This is a genomic window from Beijerinckia sp. L45 (assembly GCF_009765775.1).
In the GTDB taxonomy this organism is placed as follows: domain Bacteria; phylum Pseudomonadota; class Alphaproteobacteria; order Rhizobiales; family Beijerinckiaceae; genus RH-AL1.
On record NZ_LMUU01000162.1, the window covers coordinates 6,167 to 28,009 of the forward strand.

The following is a 21,843-nucleotide window of genomic DNA, read 5'->3' on the forward strand; positions in this document are numbered from 1 at the left end:
CGACGGGTGGCGAGCTGACGCGCGAGCTCCTGCGCCGCAAGGAGGCGAACGACGACACGACATGGCATATCCTCGTGCGCGCGGCCTACAAGCACCTCAAGGACGTCGCTTACGCTCCCAAGCCGCCGCCTGTCGGGCGGTGGCGCCTGAACCAGGCCGGACGGGCCTTTGCGGAAAAGGTCGAAAAGCGCTTCTCGGCGCCTACGACCGAATAAGGCCCCTCGTCGCATCGCGCTCGTCTGAACTATCGGATCGTGATCTTATCGCGATCGATCGAGTGCGACACGCTCTGGCGGGAGACGGTGATGGGCGGGTGGTACGTCGGGCAACGCATCGTCTGTGTCGACAACGGCTTCCTCGACTTTTCCGACGCGCCCGAACTGACCGAAGGGTCGATTTACACCGTGGTGGAAATCCTGCCGAAGAAGCGCGGCTTCTTCGGCTTGCGGATCAAGGAAGTCGAGGCCAAGGAAAAATATCACGCCTTCGACGAGCGGCGTTTTCAGCCGCTTACAGAAGCGGCGCGGGATCCCCGGCAATCCTCGGATCTGTCGGTCGCGAGAGCCCCGCCAGCGCGTGGCCCGGCAGGCGCGCCATAGAGCCGATGCAACCCATCAGATGGCTGTAATTGAACGCCGGATCGGCGCTGGCCTGCGCGATGCAGAACGTCTTCATCTTTTCGTCGCGGACCTTGCCCCACCAGAAATGCAGCGCGGACACAGCCGCATGTTCGGCTTCCACGCAGCCGGGAAACATCAGCTGCCGCTCGCATTTCGCGGCGATATCGAACGTGGGGACGGCGGCGCCGACGCTGCCCGTGGCCGGCGCGGCCAGCACAGGGTTCGAGCTCGCCAGACCAGTCATAAGGCTCGCATCGCATCTCTCCAAGCTTGACCCTCGAATGATACTGATGAAACGAGGAACGGAAAGAGGCTGCGCGGAAGAAGCGCCGGCAGTGACACAAACGTGACAGGGCGTTCATTTGGCCTTCATGATCCGGAACTCTAAATCCGCGCCGGAGCCACTCACGCGCTCTTTACGGGAACCATTCGATGAAGACCTTGGGAAGGATCATTGCGGCCTCGAGCCTCGGCGTTGTGCTCGGCATTAGCGGCCTGGCGGAAACCTCGGCATCGGCCATGCCGGTCGGCGCAGCCATCGCCACGGATGCCGCCGCAAGCGTGCCGATCGAACACGTCCAGTACTATCCGTACGGCTACGGATATCCCTACGCCTACGGCTACCCCTGCGTTTTCCCGTATCGCTGCGGCTACGGCTACGGTCGCTGGGGCGGCCGGGGTTTTTACGGGCACGGCTTCCGTGGGGGACGTGGTTTCGGCGGTGGGCGCGGTTTTGGTGGCGGTCGCGGTCACCGCTGATCCGCTCCGGCGTCGACGCTTTGATTTGGAACGGCCGCCTCGAGCGGCCGTTTTGCTGCTAGGCTGCGATCTGAGGCGGAGGGACGCGATCATGGACGACGAACGCACGCAACGGACACGTCTTCAGGCCTATCACCTATGGGAGGCAGCCGGCCGGCCCGACGGCAGATGCCTGGATTTCTGGCTCGCCGCCGAGCGACACGCAATCGTGACCATCGCCGCCGCTTACGGCCACGGTACCGCGATGACCGACGAAAAGATCAAGCACAAGGATCCCGCGCTGCATGCGTCCCCTCGGCACGATCGCGAACTCGACGAAGGTTTGCTGGAAACCTTTCCTGCCAGCGATCCGCTGGCCTCGACGCAGCCTGGCGAGGATCGCCCGGACTGATCAGCCTCGCGCAAGGTCTCGCGGAAATGGTTTCTTCAAACGCGGGAGAAACCCATGCACGTTCATTCCCATATGCCGACCCTGCAGCCGAATATCGCACCGCGCCCGATGAAACGGGAGCCGCCATCCGAAGAGGCTTACGCGATCCGCGGTGTCTTCGAGCAGGCCGGGCAACGCCAGAAGAATCCGCAGCAGCAGCGGCCCGGCGATCCGACGCCAGCCGAAGCTTTCGACGCCGCAGCGCCGGAGGATCCGACGCGGCCGCAGGAGACCGCGGAGACCAGCCAGCTCTGGAGCCTCCTCGGGAGCGTGGTCGCAAGTCCCGCACGGCGCGAACCGGAGGCCCCTGCGCCGGAGCTTTCGCTCGACGCGCTGCTCGCGCAGGTCGTCAAACCCGCTTAACGCGCCCGTCTTTGCGAGCCGAAGGCGGAGCAACACAGGGGCAAGCACTGCGATCGAGGAGCATCTGCCGCTGGATCCCTCGCTACGTTCGCAAAGGCGGTTCTTACTTCGGGACCGCCCCGGCGTCGGTCACCGTCAGCGGATTGGCGTGGGCCTGAAACAGGCGGCCCTTCTCGGCCAACAAGATCGCCGCCAAGGCAAGCAGACCGTAGACCGAAGACCCGACTGCCAGCGGGACTACCGTCCCGTCGAAGCATTGGCCGACGAGAAAGCCGAGCACCGCGCCGCCGAACGTCGTGACGAAGCCCTGCACCGACGATGCGGTCCCGGCGATGTGACCGAGCGGGCCCATCGCGATCGAACCGAAGTTCGATACCACCAACCCGAACGAGAACATCAGGCCGGCCTGCAGGATGGCAAAGCTCCAGATCGTCTCGTAGCCGGCGAGGGCGACCCCGGCATGGACTACCGCCGAACAAATGAAGCCGACCAGCGCCATGTGCGACAGGCGCCGCGTGCCGATCCGCTGGACGATCCGCGAATTGAGGAACGACGACAGCGCCATGAAGCCGGCGATCAGGGCGAAGGTCGTGGTGAACCAGCGCGAGGCCGCAAACGTCTGGGCGAAGATCTGCTGGGCCGAATTGATGAAGCCGAACAGCGAACCCATCACGAAGGTCATCGCCAGCATGTAGCCGACCGCGATGCGGTTGGTCAGCGCCAGCTTGAACGCCAGGGCGACGCGCCGCGGCTCGATCGGCAGCCGGTCTTCCGGCTTCAGGGTTTCCGGCAGGCGGATGGCGGTCCATGTCAACACCGAGGCGCCGAACAGGGTGAGGCCACCAAAGATCCAGCGCCAGGGGCCGAACAGCATGATGATCTGGCCGATCGACGGGGCAAGGATCGGCACCGCGAGAAAGACGATGAAGGACAGCGACATGACCCGCGCCATCTGGCTGCCGGTATAGCGGTCGCGGACGATGGATACCGCCAGCACGCGGGTTGCGGCCACGCCGACCCCCTGCAGGACGCGCGCGGTGATCAGCATCGTCATGGTCGTCGAGAAGGCCGCGACGATGCTGAAGAGAACGTAGATTGCCAGACCGATGATGAGCACCGGCTTGCGACCGAAGCGATCCGCCAGGGGCCCATAGATGATTTGCGACGCGCCAAATCCCATGAGGTAGGCGGAGACGATCCATTGCTGCTGGTTGGCGCCTTCGACGCCAAGCGCGCGGGCGATCTCGGGCAGCGCGGGCAACATCGAGTCGACCGCCAGAGCGTTGCACGCCATCAAGGCGGCGATCAGCGCGACGAACTGCTTGAACCCCATGCCGGGCGACGTCGCCGCGTCGGTCGGCGATAGCGTTGGTGCGGCGGAAGCCGTCATGGATGCCTCATTACCCTGAAGGACCTGTTGCGCCGGGCATAAAGAGCTGAAAACGCTGACAGCGCGGCTCCGACGGGAGGGCGGATCGTCGGACAGGAGTCACGAACCGATCAACGCTCGCGCAGAGCCTTACGGGAAATCGCGCCGCAAGGAAAGCGTGCGCGCCGCATGTCTCACCCCCAGTAGGGGCTTGCCAGCGCCCGCGGAGCGGTTTGGCGCCCGACCACTCCGGCGACAGCCAGGAAGGCCAGCAGGTAGGGCATCATGATCAGCAGCGCGTTCGGCACGTCGAGCCCCATCGCCGGCAGCTGAAACTGCAGCGCCGTGGCCGAGCCGAAGACGAAGCAGGCTAGGACGGTCCGGCCGACCCCCCAATTGCCGAAAATCACTGCGGCGATCGCGAGATAGCCCGCTCCGTTGGTCATGCCCTCGGTAAAAGTATGGATGTCGCCGATCGACAAAAAGGTGCCGGCGAGCGCGGCCAGCAACCCGGTGAACAGGATCACGCCGTAGCGCACGCGGATCACCGAAAGGCCGGCCCGCTCGAGCGTGCGCGGATCTTCGCCTGCGGCTTTCAGGGTGATGCCGATCGCGGTGCACCGCAGGATTAGGGCGATGGCGACCACGATCACGATCGCGGCGTAGACAAGCCAGATCTGGCGGAACACTGCCTCGCCGAAGATCGGGATGTCGCCGAGCAGCGGCGGGCTCCAGACCGGAAAGCCGGGAATGGCCTCGCGGGAGCGGGCGCCAAAGATCTCGCGGTAGGCGAGGGTGGTGCTGCCGAGCACGAGAATGTTGAGGCCGATGCCGGTGACGATCTGGTTGGCGCGTAGCGTGTTGGTGAGAAAGGCCTGCAAGGCCGCCACCGGCAGCGCGGTGAGCACCCCGATGAAGAGTCCGAGCGTCGGCGAGCCGGTGGCCCAGGATCCGACCGCGCCGCCGAACGCGCCGGCGAGCATCATGCCCTCGAGGCTCATGTTGAGCACGCCCGCCCGCTCGCTGACGAGCTCGCCTACGGCCGCGAGCAGCAGCGGCATGGCGAGCCGGATCGAGGAGCCGAGGAAGACGGCGAACAATTCCATCGTCATGGCGAAGTCCTTGTCTTTCCGCGCCTCACGATCGCGATCCGCGTCGGTCGAGCCAGAACGCGGCGCCGGCCACCGCCACCACGATGAGGCCCTGCATCACCATCACCAGCGCCGTCGGCACGCCGGCGCCCATCTCCATGCTGATGCCGCCGGAGCGGAGAAACCCGAACAGCAGCGCGGCCGCGACGACGCCTGTCACCGAGCCGCGCGCCAGCAACCCAACGACGAGGCCGTCGTAGCCGTAGCCCGAGGAAAACCCGGCTTTCAGCGAAAACTGCTCGCCGAGCAGCATCACGCCGCCGGCGAGGCCGCCGAAGGCGCCGGCGATGGCCATCGCGACCACCACGGTCGAGGCGAAGGCGAAGCCCGCGCGCGTCGCCGCGACCGGATTGAGCCCGACGGCGCGAAGCTGGAACCCGAACCGCGAGCGGGTGAGCAGGATCGCCATGCCGATCGCGAGGACGACGGCCAGGGGCAGACCGATCGTGACCGGGGATGCGGCATCGCCGGTCAGCAGAGGCAGTTGCGTGGCGTCCGGCACCGGCAGCGACTCCGGAAGGGTGGCGCCCGATGTCATCGGCTGGCGCAACAGGGCCACCGACTGCACCGACCCGTACACCAGCCAAACCGCGATGAAAGAGAGCAAAAGGGTGCTGATGACCTCGTTGGTGCCGACACGCGCCTTGAGCACGCCGGCAAGGCCGCCCCAGGCCGCCCCCGCGAGCGTCGCCGCCGACAAAGGCAGCAGGAACGCGAGGCCGAACGGCAGGGCGGCGACGCCGTGATGTAGGGCGACGGCCGCGGCCACCATACCGCCCATCGCGATCTGCCCCTCGCCGCCGACGTTGGTCAGCCCGGCGCGGTTGGCGAGGATGAAGCCAAGCCCGACCAAGGCGTAGACCACCGAGCGGTTGAGCGAGACGGCCAGGGCGTAGTGCGAGCCGATGGTGCCGTCGACAAAGCTGGACAGGGCGTCGCCTAGCGAAAAGCCGAGGGCCAGCACCAGCAGCGTCCCGGCAAGGCAGGCGGCGACTGCCGCGAGCACGGGAATGGCGAGCCCGGGGGAGACGAGGGTCCGCGCGTTCATGCGTGGCCCGCCATCATCGCGCCGATCGCCTCGCGCTGGTCGGGCCGCGACGGGCGTTCGCCGACGATACGGCCTCGATAAATCACCGCCACGCGATGCGCGACGGCCAGAACCTCGTCGAGCTCGGAGGAGATCAGCAGCACCGCGATGCCGCGGGCGCTGGCTTCGCGGATCAGGCCGTAGACGGCTTCCACCGCGCCGACATCGAGGCCGCGCGTGGGCTGCGCCGCGAGGAGAAAGCGCAGGCCGGGCGCCGTCAGCTCGCGGGCCAGCACCGCTTTCTGCTGGTTGCCGCCGGAGAGGCCGCCGAAGCGCGCGTCCGGGCCGGTGGCGCGCACGTCGAAGCGGCGCATCAGCTCGGCCCCCGCGTCGTGCATCGCCCGCCTCTGCAGCAGACCGAAGCGGGTGAAGGCGCGCGTGCGGTTCAAGAACATGTTCTCGGCGACGTTCATGTCGGCAATGGCGCCGACGCGGTGGCGATCCTCGGGGACGATGCCGATGCCGGCGGCGGTGAAATCGGACGGCGTGCGGCCTGTGAGATCCTGGCCGTCCATGACGAGGCGTCCGCCCGTCGGCGTGTCGAGACCCGCCAGCAACAGGCCGAGCTCGCTCTGGCCGTTGCCTTCGACACCGGCGAGCCCGACGATCTCGCCGGCGCGCAGCGTCAGGGTGAGCGCGTCGAGGCGCAGCGCGCCGTCGGAATCGCGCAGGCTGACGCCGTCGATCTGCAAAATGTCGGGGCCATCGGGCCGGGCATGCACCGCCGGGGCGGCGACCGCCGACTCGTCCTCGAGCCCCAGAGTTGCCGCCGTCGTCGCATCGAGGCCTTCGAGGTCGCGGCGGATCATCGCCTTGACCAGCCGGTTGATTTCCGTCGAGGGCGCGTCCGAGGTGGCGACGACCTGACCCTGGCGCAGCACCGTCGCGCGATCGGCGGCCTCGCGAATTTCGGCGAGCTTGTGGGTGACGAGGATCACCGCGGCGCCCTCCGCCGCCACACGCCGGCACACCGCCAGCAGGCTGGCGATCTCGTCCGGCAGCAGTACGGCCGTCGGCTCGTCGAGGATCAGCAGACGCGGCTCGCGCATCAGGCACTTGACGATCTCGACCCGCTGGCGCTCACCGATCGAGAGGTCGCCGACGCGGGCGAAGGGCGCGAGTTCCAGGCCGTAACGGGTGCCGAGCGCATCGAGCCGCGCGGCCCAGCCGCGCCGGTCCAGCACGCCGCGGACGCGACCGAGCATCAGGTTGTCGACGACGCTCATATCCTCGACGAGGCTGAAATGCTGGTGCACCATCGCGATCCCAGCCGTCAACGCATCGCGCGGCCCGGCTGGGCGGTAAGGCGCGCCATGCAACGTCATCGTGCCGGCGTCCGGCGCATGCACGCCGAATACCAGGTTGCACAGGGTCGACTTGCCGGCCCCGTTCTCGCCGAGCAGGCAATGGATTTCGCCGGCATGAAAGGCGATGTCGACGGCCGACAGCGCGGTGAAGGCGCCGAAGCGCTTGGTCAGACCGCTCAGGCCGAGCAGCAGGGCGCCGCGTTGGGAGACGTGAGCCGGTGACAGAGCCGGCGTGGCATTCACCCCTCGAGAACCTTGATCTTGCCGGACAGGATATCCGCTTTGATCGCCTCGATCTTGGCCTTCATCTCGGGGGTCGCGCTGCAGACGACCATATCCGAGGCTTCGGGGCCCATGGCGAGACCAAACGGCTTGTAGCCGGCGACCCAGTCGCCGGCGATGAAATGGTCGATGGCGTAACGCACCTGGAATCCGACGCCGGTGATCGAATAGGCGAGGTAGAGCGGATCGGTGCCACAATAGTTGGTGTAGCTGCCGATGATATGGGTGCCCTTGTCCTTGGCCGCCTGTTCGAGGCCGCGCAGGCCGAGGTTGAGGATGTGGTAATGCACGTCCGCGCCCTGGGCGATGGCAGCGAGCGTCGCTTCCTTGGCCTTGGCGACATTGTCGAAGTCGCCAGTATAGCTCTCGAAATACTTGATATTCGGGTTGATGCTCTTGGCACCCAGGCCGAATTCCTTGCCGGCATTGACGATGGAGGGGATTTCCATGCCGCCGACATAGCTGATGGCGCCGGTCTTCGAGAGCATCGCCGCGGCAGCGCCGGCGACATAGGCGATCTCGCCTTGCCGGACGTCGTAACCCGCCACGTTGGGCAGCGGCTCGCCGGCATTGCCGCCGACGATGGAGAATTTCACCTTGGGGAAGCGCTTGGCGACTTTGTAGACGGCGGCCTGCGTCTGGCCGCCGACGCCGATCACGAGGCTGTTCTTGGTGGCGAGCTGGGTCAGCGCCTGCTCCATGTCGCCGTCCGCGATGTTCTCGATCATCTGGACCTTGAGCCCGGCGCCCAGCTTCTTTTCCGCGGCCATCAAGCCGTCGTAGCCCGACTCCATCCAGCCCTTGTCCGATTTGGACCCGGGCAAGAGGACGCCGACGCGGACCGGATCGGCGGCAACGGCGCGGGGTGCCATCAGGCCGAAGCCCGCCAGCGCCAAAACCGCGGCGCCACCGCCCAAAACTGTGCGGCGGCTGGAAACAATACGGATCTGCATCGAGAACTCCCACATCCGAAAGGCACCGATCCCGGGCTTTCAGGTGGGATGACCGACTGCAACCGCCGTGCCAGCACCGGAGCTTTGGCAGGCTCAGAGGGTTACTGGCGCGTAAACGCCCGGTGCCGCAGGTCTGTCGCTTTTAGAGACGATCTGCCCAAAACAAGCACGAAGCCTGCACGAATCGCATCTGCAGCCAAGGTCACGCTTTGTTCGACCGCCATCTCGTAATGACGGTCCTATCGGGTTTATTCGTAAGGGTTGCCGAACGGGCCGCGATCATCGTCCGGGTCGCCGGCCGGCCCATAGTAGCCGGCGAAGAACGGCGTGCCGTAGCCGTCGACCGGGTTGAACATGGCGTGATGGTGGCTCTCGCCCGCGTCTTCGCCGCCGACGCCATAATAGTAGCCGTTCCCCATTTCCGACCCGATCGCATAGCGGATGGCATCGCCTTGGTGGCTTCGTGCGAGGCGCGCCCCGGCGCGATATTGCGCCGGCAGGTTATAGAACCCAAGGCCGCTTTCGCGGTCGCCGACCAGCGTCGTCATGCCGGTCCCGTGACGACCATGGGCGCGCGTGCCCATCGACGGGCTCGCGAAGCGCAGGCTCATGTGCCCGCCCTTGATCTGTGCGAGGGTTTTATGATGGACACCATGTTTCGTCGCGGCCTGGGCAGGAAGGACGACCGACGCGAGCGCCGCAACCACGGTCAGGGTCGCAGCCGTCTTGCCAAACCGCATCATCATCGTCTCCAAACCTGCTACGTCACGCCCACATGGCATCCATTGTGATAACCGATGGGCAAGCGGAGCGGTTCCGCTATCACACCGGATGGTGAACAGGGCTGGCATGCGTGAAAGGACGACGGATCGATGAGCGGGCAGCTGGTGATCGCCGAACTCGACGCCTTTCGCGGGGTGCTTGGCAAAGTCCAGCCCTTGGAGGGCGAGACGGTGACGGTCTGGTGTCGTTCGACGATCGCCAACGCTTTGCATCGGGTCGGCCCAACGGGGCCGATGAACGGCGCGGCGAAGGCGGCCTGGACGGCAGCCGAGCACTTCGCGTCACGGCTTGACGATGCCGGCGATAACCAGCGCGGCACGGATGCGATCGAGCAGGCCCGGGACCAAGCGCTTCATGCCCTCGACGCCCTCATCGCGGCCGTTCGGGCCGCCAAAGCCGCGAGTCCCGACCAAGTATAGAACGCCGAAAGAATCTTCGCAGCGGGCCCTGGAAGACTGAAAAGATTCATGCGAAGACCGCGAACCGAAGATGTGTCTTCGGCATTCCTATCCAAGATAATCTTCCCACAGTTTTGAGTGACCATCATGCGTTGGATGGCTTGGAATACGGTCGGCTGTTTCTTGTGGCTGGCGGGACTGGCTTATGCGAAGGGCATGAGCCTTGCCGGGGATCTGGCTGGCGCCACGGACGGGCACCAGCTGGGCATGGGTTTGGCTTTCGGCGTTGTCGGGCTTGGCCTTTTGATGTGGGTCAACCTCGTCGATACGGCCTAGCGCTTTGCACTGTGGTGGAAAGCGCCAAAGCCACCGGAAACTGCTCACGTCTGAAAAAATCAGAGCATTCTCTCGATCGCGAAAGTCTGCACCTTTTGTGGACAATGCTGTTGGGTCAAAACCCAATCCGGCCCCACCCCGCGACAGGCTGTTGATTATGGCCTCAACTTCGCTTCACGCGTCGGCGCTGTCGTCTGCGGCGTTGATTTCCGTCAGCCTGCTACGCAGCAGGCCCAAAACTCGAAGGGCGGTCGTCAGCTCGTCCGCCGACAGGTCATTGGCCAAGCCGGTGGCGGCCGGGTTCCAAGCGTCGACCGCGCTGTCGTAGGCGCGCTTCCCCGCTTCCGTCAGCACCACGAGTTGCGCGCGCCGGTGGTTTGGGTTGGTCTCGAAGGCCACCAAATTCTCCCTCGCGAGGTCGTTCGCGATTCTTTGGATGTTCTGCCGATTTGCGCCGAGATCGCGGGCGAGCCACGCCACGGGGCGCGGTCGGTCGGCATAAGCGATGGCCCCCATCACCTGCCAGCGCGCACTCGTGAGACCAAAGGGTCGTACCAGCCGGTCGCCCCACACGAGGGTTGCGTTGTTCACGCGAAACAAGGTGAGGATGAGATCGGTTAGCGTCGCCGGCGACGGCGATCTGGAAGACATGCGAAGGGTGACTCCCGTTGACATCATGATGTCAAAATTCTAGCTTGTCATCATGATGCCAATTGGCTCATAAATGACAAGGAGGTTCGCATGCCTAAATTTCGTGAAATGGACGCGCACATAGCGCTCAGCGACCAGCTCCGCGACGATGGGAACGGCCCCGTCGTGTTGATCAACACTTTCGTCGTCAAGCCCGAATACGCGGATGCGCTGCTGGAAACCTGGAGTCGCGATGCCACTATAATGAAGCGCCAGCCCGGTTTCATTTCGACCCAGCTTCACCGGGGCGTCGCCGGAAGCGGGATCTTCCTGAACTACGCAGTCTGGCAATCCATCGCGCACTTCCGGGATGCCTTCGACAATCCCGAATTCAAGGCACAGCTCGGTTCCTATCCCGACAGCGCGACGATCAGCCCGCATCTGTTTCGCAAGGTAGAGGTTCCCGGCATCTGCGTGGGTTGATCAACGGCGATGTACGGCCAAGCCCATTGAGTTTCGGCCTAGCGCCATAGGGGTCCGGCCTGCATCTTGCGTCCGCGCCGTTCAGGCAAACGGGACCCTCATATGTCATCCATAACACAAGAAACGCCGGACGATGCGGCGCTCGGCGGCTACATCGATGCTGCCGCTCCGATGCTCGGCCTGATCGTCGCCGCCGACTGGCGGCCGGATGTTTTGTTGCATCTCAAGGCAATCACCGCTGCCGCCAGACTCGTTCAAGCCTATCCGCTCGACGACGCCTTGGAACCCGCGCCCGTCTATCGGGCCTGAGCGCATGGATCTTTCCACGGCTACGGCGACGGACATTGTCGCGTCCGTCGCAACGCGCGCTGTCTCCGCACGCGCCATCGTCACCGGGACGCTGGCGCGCATCGCCGCCATCAATCCTTTCGTCAATGCCTTCACCAACGTGGTCGCGACCCGTGCGCTTGCTACCGCCGAAGCGCTGGACGCGCGTCTCGCGCGCGGCGAGCCGGCGGGGGCTCTCGCCGGCGTTCCCTTTGCGGTCAAGAATCTGTTCGACATCGAGGGCCTGCCGACCCGGGCCGGCTCCAAGATCAACCGGACGCTTCCGCCGGCCACGCAGGATGGTGCGCTCGTCCGCCGCCTGGAGGCGGCAGGCGCCATCCTCGTCGGTGGCCTCAACATGGGCGAATACGCCTATGACTTCACCGGTGAGAACGTCCACGACGGCGCCTCGCGCAATCCCCACGCGCTCGACCACATGAGCGGCGGCTCGTCCGGCGGTTCCGGAAGCGCGGTCGCCGCGGGTCTGGTGCCGCTGGCTCTGGGGTCCGATACCAACGGCTCGATCCGCGTGCCGTCGGCCTTCTGCGGCACTTTCGGACTGAAGCCAACCTACGGCCGGCTGACGCGGGCGGGCAGTTTTCCCTTCGTCGGCAGCTTCGATCACCTCGGGCCGTTTGCCCGCGCCGTCGGCGATCTCGCCGCGGCCTATGATGCGATGCAGGGGCCCGATCCTGCGGATCCGGCGACGACGAGCCGGCCCCCGGACCTTTGCACAGGCCTTCTCGACCAGGGCAGCGACGGCCTGCGCATCGCCGTGGCCGGCGGCTATTTCGCACGCGGCGGCGATGCCGAGGCGTTTCGCGCGGTCGAGCAGGTCGCGGGCGCGCTCGGAGTTACCCGGCGCGTCGAAATCTTCGAAGCCGCTCGGGCGCGCGCTGCGGCCTATGTCATCACCGCGTCGGAGGGGGCGACGCTGCACCTCGACCGGCTGCGCGATGCCGCCGGCGACTTCGATCCCGACGTGCGCGATCGCCTGATCGCCGGCGCGATGATCCCCGGCGTCTGGGTGGAAAGGGCGCAGAAGTTTCGGCGGCTGTATCGCGACAAGGTGCTCGCGCTGTTCGACGAGGTCGATGTCATCCTCGCGCCGTCGACGCCCTGCCGCGCGCCAAAGATCGGGCAAAAGACCATCGTTCTCGACGGCGTCACCGTGGCGGCGCGGCCGAACATCGGCGTCTTCACCCAGCCGATCTCGTTCATCGGCCTGCCGGTGGTCGCGGTGCCGGTGTGGCTTGACGATGGCCTGCCGCTCGGTGTTCAGGTCATCGCAGCGCCGTGGCGCGAGGATCACGCGCTGCGGGTGGCGCGGCAGTTGGAGCGCCTCGGCGCGGTGCGCGCGCCGGTGGCGGCGCTATGACAAGGAAACACACGATGGATACCGACTTGCCCGACGTGAAGGCGGAGGTCGAAGCGGCTTTTGCCGCCTACGAGGTGGCGCTGGTCGGCAACGACGTCGCGACGCTGGAAGCGCTGTTTTGGGACGATCCGCGCACCATCCGCTACGGCGGTGGCGAAAACCTCTACGGGATGGATGCGATCCGCGCGTTTCGCCGCGGGCGCTCGCCGGTCGGCCTCGACCGGACTCTCGACCGGACGGTGATCACCACCTATGGCCGCGACATGGCGACGGCAATGACGCTGTTCGCCCGCAAGCATGCGCCGGACCGGATCGGCCGTCAGAGCCAGACCTGGGTGCGCTTCCCCGATGGCTGGAAGATCGTCGCCGCGCACGTCAGCCTCATCGACAGCTGAGGCGCACGACGCCACACGCTCCTCGGCCTAGGTCGGGAGCTCAGTCGAACAGGTGGCCGCCGACGATGCGCAGGCCGACGCGCTCGTCGATGCGCGGCATTGCCGCTTGCGCGGTGTCGATCGTGAAAACCGCGCCACCGGGCCGTTCGATCGTAACATGGGCGCGGCCCTGCGCGCGATATACGCTCGTGACCGTTCCGTGCACGTGTGCGTCCTCGAGAGAGGTCAGGTCGAACTGCCACGGCCGGACATGCAGCCGCGTCGGGCCGTCCCCCCGGGTGGCGACATCGACGAGAACGAAACGGTCGTTCACCAACAGGCGGTGCTGGCGGACCTCGGCCGCGACGTCGAGCGCGTCGCCGAGGAACCGCAGTACCGCTACCGAGGCCGGATCGTCCTGAACTTCGATCGGCGTTCCCACCTGCTCGAGGCGGCCGGCGTGCAGCACGGCGACGCGATCGGAGAGTTCGAGCGCCTCCTCCTGATCGTGGGTGACGAAGATCGTGGTCTGGCCGGTACGCTGATGGATGTCGCGGAGCCAGCGCCGCAGGTCCTTGCGCACCTGCGCATCGAGGGCGCCGAACGGCTCGTCGAGGAGCAGCACGCGCGGCTCGACGGCCAGTGCGCGGGCGAGGGCCACGCGCTGGCGCTGGCCGCCCGACAGCTGCGCGGGATAATGGTCCGCGAATTTTTCCAGCTTGATCAGGTCGAGGAGATCGCGAGCCCGCTTGGCGATCTCGTTGCGCGCGGGTCTGTCGGCACGCCTACGGGCATTCAGGCCGTAGGCGATGTTGTCGGCGACCGTCATGTGCTTGAACAGGGCATAGTGCTGGAAGACGAACCCGACCTCGCGCTTCTGCACGGGCACGCGCGTGGTGTCTGCGCCGCTGAAGGTGATGCGGCCGCTGTCGGGGCTCTCGAGCCCGGCGATGATGCGCAGCAACGTAGTCTTGCCGGAGCCCGACGGTCCCAGCAGCGCCAACAACTCGCCGGCGCGGATCTCGAGGTTGATGTCGCGCAGCACCGGCGTGCCCTTGAAGCTTTTGGCGATCCCCTCGACGGCGATCGTCGTCGGTTTGGGATCCAAAGACTTGGGATCGAAAGACTTGGGGTCAATGACGCGCGCTGGCGGCGAGTCCGTCTGCGTAGCGCCATTCGAGGAGCGACTTGATGACGAGCGTGACAAGGGCAAGACCCGCGAGGAGGGATGCGACAGCGAAAGCAGCGACGAAATTATATTCATTATAGAGGATCTCGACGTGAAGCGGGACGGTATCGGTGAGGCCGCGGATGTGCCCGCTGACGACGGACACCGCGCCGAATTCGCCCATCGCGCGGGCGTTACAGAGCAGGACGCTGTAGAGCAGCCCCCACTTGATGTTCGGCAGCGTCACGGTGCGGAAGACATGGAAGCCCGATGCGCCGAGCGTCAGCGCGGCCTCCTCATCGCCGATGCCCTGTTCCTGCATCAGCGGAATGAGCTGGCGCGCCACCAGCGGGAAGGTGACGAAGATCGTCGCCAGAACGATCCCGGGGACGGCGAAGACGATCTGCAGATCGAGGCTTTGCGTGAGCGGCGCGAGATACCCCTGCGAGCCGAACAGCAGGATGTAGATCAGGCCGGCGACCACGGGCGAGACCGAAAACGGCAGGTCGATCAGCGTGACGAATAAGGCCTTGCCGGTGAACTCGAATTTCGCGACCGCCCACGAGGCGGCGATCCCGAACACGAGGTTGAACGGCACGGCGATCGCCGCGACGAGCACGGTGAGTTCGATCGCGGCCAGCGCATCCGCGTCCGCGAATGACTCGAAATAGGCGCCGAGCCCTTTTGCGAAGGCCTGCTGAAACACCGCCGCGACCGGCAGTACCAGGAACAGCAGCAGGAACGCCACCGCCACGGCGATGAGCGCAATCCGCACAGGTCGCCGCTCGGTGACGACGCTTGCGGCGCGTAGGGTTGGAAGGCCGATATCCGTTGCGTTGATCTCAGACATGGCCGAACCGCCGATGGCTCCACGCCTGGATGAGGTTGATGAGAAGCAGGCAGGCAAAACTTGCCGCCAGCATGATGGAGGCGATCGCGCAGGCGCCGACGTAGTCGAACTCAGACAGTTTGATGACAATCAAGAGCGGCGCGATCTCGGACACATAGGGCAGGTTGCCGGCGATGAAGATCACGGAGCCGTATTCCCCGATGCCGCGGGCAAAGGCCAGCGAGAAGCCGGTAAGAATCGCCGGCACGAGCGGCGGCAGCACGGCGTGGACGAGCGTGTACCAGCGCGTGGCGCCGAGCGTCGCCGACGCCTCTTCGATCTCGCGGTCGATCTCGCCGATCAGCGGCTGCACGGTCCGCACGGCGAACGGAACGCCGATGAACACCAGCGCCACGAAGATGCCTGCCGGCGTATAGGCGATATGAATCCCGATCGCGGCGAGCCAGCCGCCGACGATGCCGTTGGGCGCGTAAAGCGACGCCAAAGCGATGCCGGCGACCGCGGTCGGCAAGGCGAAGGGCAGGTCGACGATGGCGTCGAGCAGGCGGCGGCCCGGAAAATTATAGCGGGTCAGGACCCAGGCGGCGACGAAGCCGAACAGCGAGGCGACGATCGCGGCCAGCAGCGACACGCCGAAGCTGATGCGCAAGGCGCTCGCGACGCGGGGATCGCGCACGACGTCGATGATCCCGCCGATGCCGATCGCCGAGGCGCGGAGGGCCAGCGCGCAGAGCGGTAGCAGTACCACGATGCCGAGCACCAGAACCGCGTAGCCGAACGTCATCCCGAACCCCGGGATGACGCTCGGCTGCCTGAGGGAGGCGCGCGCGGCCATCGCCTAATGGCCGGCTTTGCTGATCGCGTCGAAGGCGCCGCCATTGTCGAACTGCGAGGCCTGGATCTGGTCCCACGAGCCGAGCAGCGGCTCGATCTTGTAGCGTGCGATATTCGGCAACACATCAAGGTCGGCCTTGGCCGCGGCTTCCGGTTTGAGCGGGCGATAATGATGTTTGGCGATGATCGCCTGCGCCTGGTCGCTGTAGAGGAACTGCAGATAGGCCTCGGCCTCCTTGCGGTTGCCGTCCTTGTCGACGTTGCCGTCGACGAGCGTCACGGGGGGCTCGGCGAGAATCGATTCCTTCGGCACGACGATCTCGAACTTGTCCTTGCCGAATTCGTCGAGAACGAGGAAGGCCTCGTTTTCCCAGGTCGGCAGGACGTCGCCGAGGCCGCGCTGCGCGAAGGTCACGGTCGAGCCGCGGGCGCCGGTATCCAGCACCGGCACGTTCTTGTAGAGCGACGCCAGGAAGGCCTGCGCCTTCGCCTTGTCCTTATCCTGGTTGTAGGAATAGCCCCAGGCGGCAAGATAATTCCAGCGGCCGCCCGACGAGGTTTTCGGATTGGCGGTAATCACCTTGACGTCGGATTTGACGAGGTCGTTCCAGTCCTTGATGGCCTTCGGGTTGCCCTTGCGCACGACGAACACGATCGTCGAGGTGTAGGGCAGGCTGTCGTTCGGCAGGCGCTTCGCCCAGTCCGTCGGAATCTTCTTGGTCAAACGGGCGATGGCGTCGATGTCTGACGGAATGCCCAGGGTCACGACGTCGGCGGGAACGCCGTCGACGACGGAGCGGGCCTGCGCGCCGGATCCGCCATGGGACGCGCGAACCGTGACCGCGGCGCCGGTCTTGGCCTTCCAGTCGGCTGCAAAGGCCACGTTGATCTCTTTGTAGAGTTCGCGGGTCGGGTCGTAGCTGACGTTCAGCAGATCGCCGGCCGATGCGCCAACCGGCGCGAGACAAGCGAGCGCGAAGCAGGGCAGGATGGCGATCGAGGCCAGCGCGGCGCCGCGAAGCGCAAATGATCGTTGGCGATGCGCCGACATGCGATGTCTGTTTCGCGTCATAGGCCTTGTTTCCTGTCTCGGCATCGGCCCGATCTGAGCTTATCTCTGATTAGCCAAGGTCAGGACGTCGATCAACAGTTTGTTACCGCATATTTGCAGTCGTCTGGAGATGTTCGTTCCCTCGATGAAGCTTTCGGCGCGTGTTATATTTCGTTATAGCGCTTCCGTTGCTGCGGGCACTTCAGCGTCGCTGTCGAGGGCCTGATCGTATAAAAGCTTATGACTTCCGAAATTTGCGGCGATGACGCATAGTCGGATTGTCCACGGGGCATATCCTCCTTGCGTTGTCCGACATGCCGCGCATGCCGGATCGGCGCGTCAAAAACGGATTGCGTAAACGATGCCGACCTACATCTGCCGCGCTCCCGTCGGCCTTCTCAGCGCCCGAAGCAAAGCCGATCTTGCCGGCGCGATCACGCGCATCCATGCGGATGTGTCCGGGTCCCACCACTTCTCGACCCAGGTCCTGTTTCGGGCGATCCAGACCGATGATTGCTTCATCGGCGGCAAGCCTTTGGCGGCTGCGCATTGCTTCATACAGGGCCACATCCGTGCAGGCCGCAGCGCCATCGAACGTGCCGATCTCATTCGCCAGATCGTGCCGGCCGCGTGCGACATCCTCGGCGTGCCGCGATACGCGGTGTGGGTCTATCTCAGCGAATTGCCGTCACGAGCCATGTCCGAGTTCGGCCATGTGCTTCCGGAGCCGGGCGACGAAGACGCCTGGTTGGCGGAATTGCCCGAGGAGGATCGCCGGCGGCTGCAGAGCATGTGACGCTCGGGCGGCAATCATGGCGGCGCAGCCGCGGTGAGGTGTCAGCCAGGGAGCGCGCGATCTCCCTGGCGGGGAAACGTGCAAACCTCAGTAGCGCGCTCGGACGGTGACCGAAGCACCGCACTGATATTCAAGCTGCGAGTAGAGGTCGATGTTGTTGTAGATATACCCGCCGACCTTGATCGGGCGCGCCGGCGGCACGATGTGCTGGACGAAGCCAAGCCCGAACGGGTCCGGCCTCACGGCCAGCCAGGAGCCGTCCTCCGTCTTGGTGAAGTTCGGGCAAACCAGCGTACTGAATTCCGTCGTGGGGCCAAACTGTACGATGGCTGGTGGATAGGCCGAATCGGCCGCCGCGGGCGTTGCCATGGCGGACATGAGCGCCAACGCCCCGGCCAGCATCAAAATTTTATCCATCTCATTCTCCGCGTCTTCGGACACGTTGCACAGCGTGCGAGGTCCTTGAATTCCGATGATCCAACGTCTCTTGTCGCCAAGGCACATCAGGCGATTGTCGCGGCCGGTGCAGCCCGCGATAGCACCGGCCGCACTGCTGTTACTGGAAGGGATAGTAGCGCAGGCTGGTGTAGAACGCGTGGGTATAGGTGCTCGGCGTATACAGGCCCGGCGTGTTGAAGATCTGTCGGTTGGTGTAGGTATATTCCAGACCAGCCCGCAGCTCGCCGAAGCCGCCTTTGTAGACCTTGTCCCACATCCCGGCCGTCAGCTGGTAGACCTGTTTGGTCGTTCCGGTGCAGGTGCCCCCGACGGTATAGCAACCTGTGTCATTAATCCCCGGTGCGCCATTGCCAACGAAGGTTGCACCAGCGCCGGTTCCTTGCTGGAAGTAAGACCGCACGCCTTTTTCGATGCCGCCGAAGGCATAAAAGTCGATGGCGGGCGTTGCATGCAACGTGACGCCCGCAAGCGCGATGACTTCTTCGACCGGCTTCAGCGAACCGTCCTGGCTGAAGGTCGTCTCGCCCAAGGCTGACGGTCCATAACGACCGATACCGCGGCCGTACAGCGCGTTGATCTGGAAGTCGAGCGCCCGCGGAAGCACCGGGACGATCAAGCCGCCACCGACGCCATAGCCCGTCGTGTTCAGGTTCGCCGACGATCCGTTGGTATAGGTGACGCGATCGTAGAGGTTGCGATAGAGACCGAGCGCTTCGAGATGGATGTCGCGCTCGCCCAACCGGGCTTCGTACGCGACCTTGCCGATAACGTCCGGCGCATGGTTGAGGGATTCATTGGTGAGGCTGGAGAATGCGCCACCCGTCTCGGCCGCGCCGCAGATGATGTTGTTGACTCCGGTTATGCCGGCATTGACGACGGCAGGCGTCAGACCGCCGGCGGTATTGGCCGTCGTGCAGGCGCCAGCGAACGTCGTCTGCGACTCTTCGGCCGACAGCGACAACCATAGCTTCTTGTCGAAGTCTTTGGTCACGCGGATCTGAGCCTGGCGCGCATAGATCGAGCCAGGCATCTGCGAGGAGTCGATGGTGGGCGGCAAAACTTCGTTTCGCGGGGTGATGCCCTTCGAATTGAGCGTCACGAGCGACCAGTTCTGACCCGCCAGGACGTGCAAGCCATAGTCGTTGGCGTCGAGTGTCGTGTACAGGTTGCGAATGCGTGGCGTATACGAGTTGCTCTGGATCGAGTTTGCGGTCTGCGCGGCGCCGGTGAAGTCGAACTCGGCGTAGCCTGCAAGATTCATCGACGGCGTGACGGCACCTTCGACCAGTAGCGCCAAGCGGGATTGGCGCGCGGACGGGCGGAATTCGTTGGTGTGCGCCAGCGGGTTGTTCGGGAACGGGAGCCCGCCGAATGCCGTCGCGATCTCGCCGCCGTTGGCCTTGGTCCGGAACACGCTTTCCGCCGCCAGGAAGCCGCCCGGCGTGATGCTGATGCCGCCAAGCTGGAGGCCGCGATTGGCGTTGAGGTAGACGGGGAGCGATCCTTGCGGGAGTGGCGGCACGGCGGCCACCGGCTGGGGTTGCGATGCGCGCTCGACCACGAGGCGGCGCGTCTTGGTGGCCTCGCTTTTCGTCTGGCCGACCGCCGACCGCAGAGCATGGATCTCGCTCTGCTGATCATGGATCTCCTTGTGCATCGCCTCCATCAGGGATTCGAGCTTGTGGATCCGGTCGTCTTTATCGCTGTCGGCATGGGCCGCGATCGGCCAGCTTCCAAGAAGGAGAGCCGCGCCCAATCCTATCCTGCCGTATGTCCCCAGGTTTCTTCTAATCATTTTGCCCCCAGCAAAATCGTTACTTTAACGCCGATTGTTCGGAATCCGATCGTACGAGAACTGCTCGGGAAAATTCTTCCAAATGTGGCTTAATTTGGATGATATAATTATCAGTAGCAAAAATGCTACACACTATATTTCGTCGGACGTAGCGTTGTTGTTATAAGTACTGAACATATTTTGCATAGATTTGTGCCAAAAAAGGGTCGAGGTGACCAAAGGTAATATCCAGTTTCAATGTTTATTCTCTGGAAACCGCCTTCACTGTCCTCGCAAACCGTCAAGCAAGCACAGGAAGAGGATTTGGTTCCGCGCTCATGACGCGGGACGGTCATCGGGTTCTAAAGAAATCTTTAATTGTGGAAGAAACGACTTCCTGCAATATTAAATTCAAAGATGCTTCTGGAGGATTTTCGATGACAAAGTTTCGTATGGCTGCCGTTGTGATCGGCTTATGCGCCTCGAGCCAAATCGCCTGCGCGGGTACGCCCGACTACCTCAACGCCGGCGCCGATTATACCCGTGCCTATCACTATCGCGGACGCGATGCCGGGGTCCAAGCAAACGGTCGCTGCGACGGCGTTTCCTACGGCACCGGCGCCCGGTCCTGTGGCACGGCGACCGGCGGCCCGGTCGGCGGCCGCAACTGACATGACGACGTCTGCCGGGACGCCGGCGGTCTTTTAGACCATCGGCGGCCTTTCCCGTTCGGGCGCCACGTCGTGATGGCCGCAGCGCCCGAATGGTGTCGCCCCGCGGTAACATCTCCGGGGAATTGCGTGGCACCGATGTGGCTTGAGCCACCTGCGGCATGAGAGTCGCAATCTCGATTCAGAGGCCAAGAAGCCTTCGCAGCTGGAGAACGCTTTCTCCAACGCAAGCCGCTTATGCGGCCAGAACGCCTTGAGGCCCAGGGCAGGGGCAGCGCCACGGCCGATGCTGACACCGTCTCCTCACCAAACGATCAGCCGAACCAAGATGCGTTGCCTCTCGGCGACTCCCCATTGCGCCAGGCGGTGGGTCCCCGCCGCCGGCCATGGACCGCTGTGTTGACACGCTCTCGGCGCGAGCGTTACCTGAACTCGCGCATGCGTGATTTGACGTGCCGAACGCAACCAGCGTTTTCAGTTCATTGTATTGGTGGAGCGGACTTTTGGCCTCAGATCTCGAAAAGACGCGTGATCGGCTGAACGCAGTCTCGCCTTCGTTCTGTCTGGCCAAATGGTCCCACGTCACCATTCATCTTCAGAATGGGCACACCCATTCGTGTCATCATCCCGCGACGCATCACATCCCGGTCGAGGAGCTCGCTGGAAATCCGAGCGCCTTGCATAACACCCAGTTTAAGAAGGAGCGCCGCAAGGAGATGCTCGAAGGCGTTCGTCCCGCCGAGTGCCAGTATTGCTGGACCGTCGAGGACGCAGCGCCCGGTAACATCAGTGATCGTACGGTCAAATCGAGCGAACCCTGGGCGGCGGAGTCTTTCGAAGAGTCCCGAACGGCGCCTTGGGATGCGAACATCACGCCGACCTACGTGGAAGTGAGCTTCTCCAACGTCTGCAATCTGAAATGCAGCTATTGCGATCCGCGCGATTCCTCGAAATGGGCCGAGGAGATCAAGCAGTTCGGCCATTATCCCACGACAACGCGCTTCAACGATCCAAAACATCTTACGAAGGCGAAATCGCACCCGATCCCGGAGCGCGAGACGAACCCTTATGTCGAGGCGTTCTGGAAGTGGTGGCCCGATCTCCTGCCGAAGCTGAAAGTGTTCCGTATCACTGGCGGCGAGCCGCTGCTCAGCAAGCACACGATGCGCGTTCTCGAATGGATCATCGAGCATCCGCAGCCAAACCTGCA

27 protein-coding genes are annotated in these 21,843 nt (G+C 64.6%); 13 read left to right on the plus strand and 14 right to left on the minus strand.

Going from position 1 to position 21,843, the window contains the following annotated elements:
* A partial coding sequence (locus GSQ79_RS17550; protein WP_158809968.1) for a hypothetical protein occupies positions 1-215 on the plus strand: 215 nt, incomplete at its 5' end.
* Positions 216-510: 295 nt separating this feature from the next.
* Here GSQ79_RS17550 and GSQ79_RS17555 read toward each other — a convergent pair.
* Positions 511-864, minus strand: a complete 354-nt coding sequence (locus tag GSQ79_RS17555; protein ID WP_158809969.1) for a hypothetical protein — start codon at positions 862-864, stop codon at positions 511-513.
* A 188-nt stretch (positions 865-1,052) separates the two neighbouring features.
* Here GSQ79_RS17555 and GSQ79_RS17560 point away from each other — a divergent pair, with 188 nt between their 5' ends.
* From GSQ79_RS17560 to GSQ79_RS17570, 3 genes are all read left to right on the plus strand, one after another.
* A complete protein-coding gene (locus GSQ79_RS17560) occupies positions 1,053-1,379 on the plus strand; it encodes a hypothetical protein (protein WP_158809970.1) in 327 nt (108 codons plus the stop codon).
* Positions 1,380-1,470: 91 nt separating this feature from the next.
* On the plus strand, positions 1,471-1,770 hold the full coding sequence (locus GSQ79_RS17565; protein WP_158809971.1) for a DUF2934 domain-containing protein: 300 nt from the start codon (positions 1,471-1,473) through the stop codon (positions 1,768-1,770).
* Positions 1,771-1,824: 54 nt separating this feature from the next.
* On the plus strand, positions 1,825-2,172 hold the full coding sequence (locus GSQ79_RS17570) for a hypothetical protein (RefSeq protein ID WP_158809972.1): 348 nt from the start codon (positions 1,825-1,827) through the stop codon (positions 2,170-2,172).
* A gap of 103 nt (positions 2,173-2,275) precedes the next feature.
* Here GSQ79_RS17570 and GSQ79_RS17575 read toward each other — a convergent pair whose 3' ends face one another.
* The 6 genes from GSQ79_RS17575 to GSQ79_RS17600 all read right to left on the minus strand — a co-directional run bounded on the left by GSQ79_RS17575 (position 2,276) and on the right by GSQ79_RS17600 (position 9,064).
* Positions 2,276-3,562 carry a multidrug effflux MFS transporter gene (locus GSQ79_RS17575; RefSeq protein WP_246725406.1) on the minus strand — a complete coding sequence of 429 codons (1,287 nt, stop codon included), beginning with the start codon at positions 3,560-3,562 and terminating at the stop codon, positions 2,276-2,278.
* A 173-nt stretch (positions 3,563-3,735) separates the two neighbouring features.
* On the minus strand, positions 3,736-4,653 hold the full coding sequence (locus GSQ79_RS17580) for an ABC transporter permease (RefSeq protein WP_158809973.1): 918 nt from the start codon (positions 4,651-4,653) through the stop codon (positions 3,736-3,738).
* A 25-nt stretch (positions 4,654-4,678) separates the two neighbouring features.
* Entirely contained in the window at positions 4,679-5,740 is a 1,062-nt protein-coding gene (locus GSQ79_RS17585) for an ABC transporter permease (RefSeq protein ID WP_158809974.1), read from the minus strand.
* Positions 5,737-7,329 (minus strand): ABC transporter ATP-binding protein, encoded by a 1,593-nt coding sequence (locus GSQ79_RS17590; protein WP_246725407.1) that lies wholly within the window; start codon positions 7,327-7,329, stop codon positions 5,737-5,739. Before GSQ79_RS17590 ends, GSQ79_RS17585 begins: the two co-directional genes overlap by 4 nt.
* Entirely contained in the window at positions 7,326-8,321 is a 996-nt protein-coding gene (locus GSQ79_RS17595) for a BMP family protein (RefSeq protein ID WP_158809975.1), read from the minus strand. Before GSQ79_RS17595 ends, GSQ79_RS17590 begins: the two co-directional genes overlap by 4 nt.
* A 248-nt stretch (positions 8,322-8,569) precedes the next feature.
* A complete protein-coding gene (locus GSQ79_RS17600) occupies positions 8,570-9,064 on the minus strand; it encodes a hypothetical protein (RefSeq protein WP_158809976.1) in 495 nt (164 codons plus the stop codon).
* Positions 9,065-9,193: 129 nt separating this feature from the next.
* On the opposite strand from GSQ79_RS17600, the gene GSQ79_RS17605 reads away from it, so the two are divergent.
* Together GSQ79_RS17605 and GSQ79_RS17610 are read left to right on the plus strand one after the other, a co-directional pair.
* Positions 9,194-9,523, plus strand: coding sequence for a hypothetical protein (locus GSQ79_RS17605; RefSeq protein ID WP_158809977.1), 330 nt, complete (start codon positions 9,194-9,196; stop codon positions 9,521-9,523).
* 126 nt (positions 9,524-9,649) lie between these two features.
* Positions 9,650-9,838, plus strand: coding sequence for a hypothetical protein (locus tag GSQ79_RS17610; RefSeq protein WP_158809978.1), 189 nt, complete (start codon positions 9,650-9,652; stop codon positions 9,836-9,838).
* A gap of 174 nt (positions 9,839-10,012) precedes the next feature.
* Here the strand turns inward: GSQ79_RS17610 and GSQ79_RS17615 are convergent, their stop codons facing one another.
* Positions 10,013-10,429, minus strand: coding sequence for a MarR family winged helix-turn-helix transcriptional regulator (locus GSQ79_RS17615; RefSeq protein ID WP_368669952.1), 417 nt, complete (start codon positions 10,427-10,429; stop codon positions 10,013-10,015).
* A gap of 150 nt (positions 10,430-10,579) precedes the next feature.
* Here GSQ79_RS17615 and GSQ79_RS17620 point away from each other — a divergent pair, with 150 nt between their 5' ends.
* The 4 genes from GSQ79_RS17620 (at position 10,580) to hpxZ (ending at position 13,051) form a co-directional block, all read left to right on the plus strand.
* Positions 10,580-10,951, plus strand: a complete 372-nt coding sequence (locus tag GSQ79_RS17620; protein WP_158809980.1) for an antibiotic biosynthesis monooxygenase — start codon at positions 10,580-10,582, stop codon at positions 10,949-10,951.
* A gap of 102 nt (positions 10,952-11,053) precedes the next feature.
* Complete coding sequence (locus GSQ79_RS17625; protein WP_246725408.1) at positions 11,054-11,260, plus strand: DUF4089 domain-containing protein; 207 nt, start codon at positions 11,054-11,056, stop codon at positions 11,258-11,260.
* Positions 11,261-11,264: 4 nt separating this feature from the next.
* Positions 11,265-12,656 carry an AtzE family amidohydrolase gene (locus GSQ79_RS17630; protein WP_158809981.1) on the plus strand — a complete coding sequence of 464 codons (1,392 nt, stop codon included), beginning with the start codon at positions 11,265-11,267 and terminating at the stop codon, positions 12,654-12,656.
* Between the two features lie 14 nt (positions 12,657-12,670).
* Positions 12,671-13,051 carry an oxalurate catabolism protein HpxZ gene (gene hpxZ / locus GSQ79_RS17635; protein WP_158809982.1) on the plus strand — a complete coding sequence of 127 codons (381 nt, stop codon included), beginning with the start codon at positions 12,671-12,673 and terminating at the stop codon, positions 13,049-13,051.
* A 40-nt stretch (positions 13,052-13,091) separates the two neighbouring features.
* Here hpxZ and GSQ79_RS17640 read toward each other — a convergent pair whose 3' ends face one another.
* The 4 genes from GSQ79_RS17640 to GSQ79_RS17655 are packed head-to-tail and all read right to left on the minus strand — an operon-like array spanning position 13,092 to position 16,933.
* Positions 13,092-14,138, minus strand: a complete 1,047-nt coding sequence (locus tag GSQ79_RS17640) for a sulfate/molybdate ABC transporter ATP-binding protein (RefSeq protein ID WP_174243236.1) — start codon at positions 14,136-14,138, stop codon at positions 13,092-13,094.
* A 25-nt stretch (positions 14,139-14,163) separates the two neighbouring features.
* Positions 14,164-15,048, minus strand: a complete 885-nt coding sequence (gene cysW / locus GSQ79_RS17645) for a sulfate ABC transporter permease subunit CysW (protein WP_158809983.1) — start codon at positions 15,046-15,048, stop codon at positions 14,164-14,166.
* Positions 15,041-15,883 carry a sulfate ABC transporter permease subunit CysT gene (cysT, locus tag GSQ79_RS17650; RefSeq protein WP_158809984.1) on the minus strand — a complete coding sequence of 281 codons (843 nt, stop codon included), beginning with the start codon at positions 15,881-15,883 and terminating at the stop codon, positions 15,041-15,043. The genes cysW and cysT overlap by 8 nt, the downstream gene beginning before the upstream one ends.
* Positions 15,884-15,886: 3 nt before the next feature.
* Positions 15,887-16,933, minus strand: coding sequence for a sulfate ABC transporter substrate-binding protein (locus tag GSQ79_RS17655; RefSeq protein ID WP_158809985.1), 1,047 nt, complete (start codon positions 16,931-16,933; stop codon positions 15,887-15,889).
* Between the two features lie 361 nt (positions 16,934-17,294).
* On the opposite strand from GSQ79_RS17655, the gene GSQ79_RS17660 reads away from it, so the two are divergent.
* Positions 17,295-17,729 carry a tautomerase family protein gene (locus GSQ79_RS17660; protein ID WP_158809986.1) on the plus strand — a complete coding sequence of 145 codons (435 nt, stop codon included), beginning with the start codon at positions 17,295-17,297 and terminating at the stop codon, positions 17,727-17,729.
* An 87-nt stretch (positions 17,730-17,816) separates the two neighbouring features.
* Here GSQ79_RS17660 and GSQ79_RS17665 read toward each other — a convergent pair whose 3' ends face one another.
* The gene (locus tag GSQ79_RS17665; RefSeq protein ID WP_158809987.1) at positions 17,817-18,146 is read right to left on the minus strand and encodes a hypothetical protein; all 330 of its coding nucleotides are present in this window, start codon (positions 18,144-18,146) and stop codon (positions 17,817-17,819) included.
* 139 nt (positions 18,147-18,285) lie between these two features.
* Positions 18,286-19,944: a hypothetical protein gene (locus GSQ79_RS17670; protein ID WP_158809988.1), complete on the minus strand. Its 1,659-nt coding sequence runs from the start codon at positions 19,942-19,944 to the stop codon at positions 18,286-18,288.
* A gap of 455 nt (positions 19,945-20,399) precedes the next feature.
* Here GSQ79_RS17670 and GSQ79_RS17675 point away from each other — a divergent pair, with 455 nt between their 5' ends.
* Positions 20,400-20,633: a hypothetical protein gene (locus GSQ79_RS17675; protein WP_158809989.1), complete on the plus strand. Its 234-nt coding sequence runs from the start codon at positions 20,400-20,402 to the stop codon at positions 20,631-20,633.
* Between the two features lie 503 nt (positions 20,634-21,136).
* A partial coding sequence (locus tag GSQ79_RS17680; RefSeq protein ID WP_158809990.1) for a twitch domain-containing radical SAM protein occupies positions 21,137-21,843 on the plus strand: 707 nt, incomplete at its 3' end.

Bases quoted from the DNA above. Each gene is read 5' to 3' on its own strand.
- GSQ79_RS17555 (WP_158809969.1), bottom strand. From the start codon at position 864: ATGACTGGTCTGGCGAGCTCGAACCCTGTGCTGGCCGCGCCGGCCACG.
- GSQ79_RS17560 (WP_158809970.1), top strand. From the start codon at position 1,053: ATGAAGACCTTGGGAAGGATCATTGCGGCCTCGAGCCTCGGCGTTGTG.
- GSQ79_RS17565 (WP_158809971.1), top strand. From the start codon at position 1,471: ATGGACGACGAACGCACGCAACGGACACGTCTTCAGGCCTATCACCTA.
- GSQ79_RS17570 (WP_158809972.1), top strand. From the start codon at position 1,825: ATGCACGTTCATTCCCATATGCCGACCCTGCAGCCGAATATCGCACCG.
- GSQ79_RS17575 (WP_246725406.1), bottom strand. From the start codon at position 3,562: ATGACGGCTTCCGCCGCACCAACGCTATCGCCGACCGACGCGGCGACG.
- GSQ79_RS17580 (WP_158809973.1), bottom strand. From the start codon at position 4,653: ATGACGATGGAATTGTTCGCCGTCTTCCTCGGCTCCTCGATCCGGCTC.
- GSQ79_RS17585 (WP_158809974.1), bottom strand. From the start codon at position 5,740: ATGAACGCGCGGACCCTCGTCTCCCCCGGGCTCGCCATTCCCGTGCTC.
- GSQ79_RS17595 (WP_158809975.1), bottom strand. From the start codon at position 8,321: ATGCAGATCCGTATTGTTTCCAGCCGCCGCACAGTTTTGGGCGGTGGC.
- GSQ79_RS17600 (WP_158809976.1), bottom strand. From the start codon at position 9,064: ATGATGCGGTTTGGCAAGACGGCTGCGACCCTGACCGTGGTTGCGGCG.
- GSQ79_RS17605 (WP_158809977.1), top strand. From the start codon at position 9,194: ATGAGCGGGCAGCTGGTGATCGCCGAACTCGACGCCTTTCGCGGGGTG.
- GSQ79_RS17610 (WP_158809978.1), top strand. From the start codon at position 9,650: ATGCGTTGGATGGCTTGGAATACGGTCGGCTGTTTCTTGTGGCTGGCG.
- GSQ79_RS17620 (WP_158809980.1), top strand. From the start codon at position 10,580: ATGCCTAAATTTCGTGAAATGGACGCGCACATAGCGCTCAGCGACCAG.
- GSQ79_RS17625 (WP_246725408.1), top strand. From the start codon at position 11,054: ATGTCATCCATAACACAAGAAACGCCGGACGATGCGGCGCTCGGCGGC.
- GSQ79_RS17630 (WP_158809981.1), top strand. From the start codon at position 11,265: ATGGATCTTTCCACGGCTACGGCGACGGACATTGTCGCGTCCGTCGCA.
- hpxZ (WP_158809982.1), top strand. From the start codon at position 12,671: ATGGATACCGACTTGCCCGACGTGAAGGCGGAGGTCGAAGCGGCTTTT.
- cysW (WP_158809983.1), bottom strand. From the start codon at position 15,048: ATGTCTGAGATCAACGCAACGGATATCGGCCTTCCAACCCTACGCGCC.
- cysT (WP_158809984.1), bottom strand. From the start codon at position 15,883: ATGGCCGCGCGCGCCTCCCTCAGGCAGCCGAGCGTCATCCCGGGGTTC.
- GSQ79_RS17655 (WP_158809985.1), bottom strand. From the start codon at position 16,933: ATGTCGGCGCATCGCCAACGATCATTTGCGCTTCGCGGCGCCGCGCTG.
- GSQ79_RS17660 (WP_158809986.1), top strand. From the start codon at position 17,295: ATGCCGACCTACATCTGCCGCGCTCCCGTCGGCCTTCTCAGCGCCCGA.
- GSQ79_RS17665 (WP_158809987.1), bottom strand. From the start codon at position 18,146: ATGGATAAAATTTTGATGCTGGCCGGGGCGTTGGCGCTCATGTCCGCC.
- GSQ79_RS17675 (WP_158809989.1), top strand. From the start codon at position 20,400: ATGACAAAGTTTCGTATGGCTGCCGTTGTGATCGGCTTATGCGCCTCG.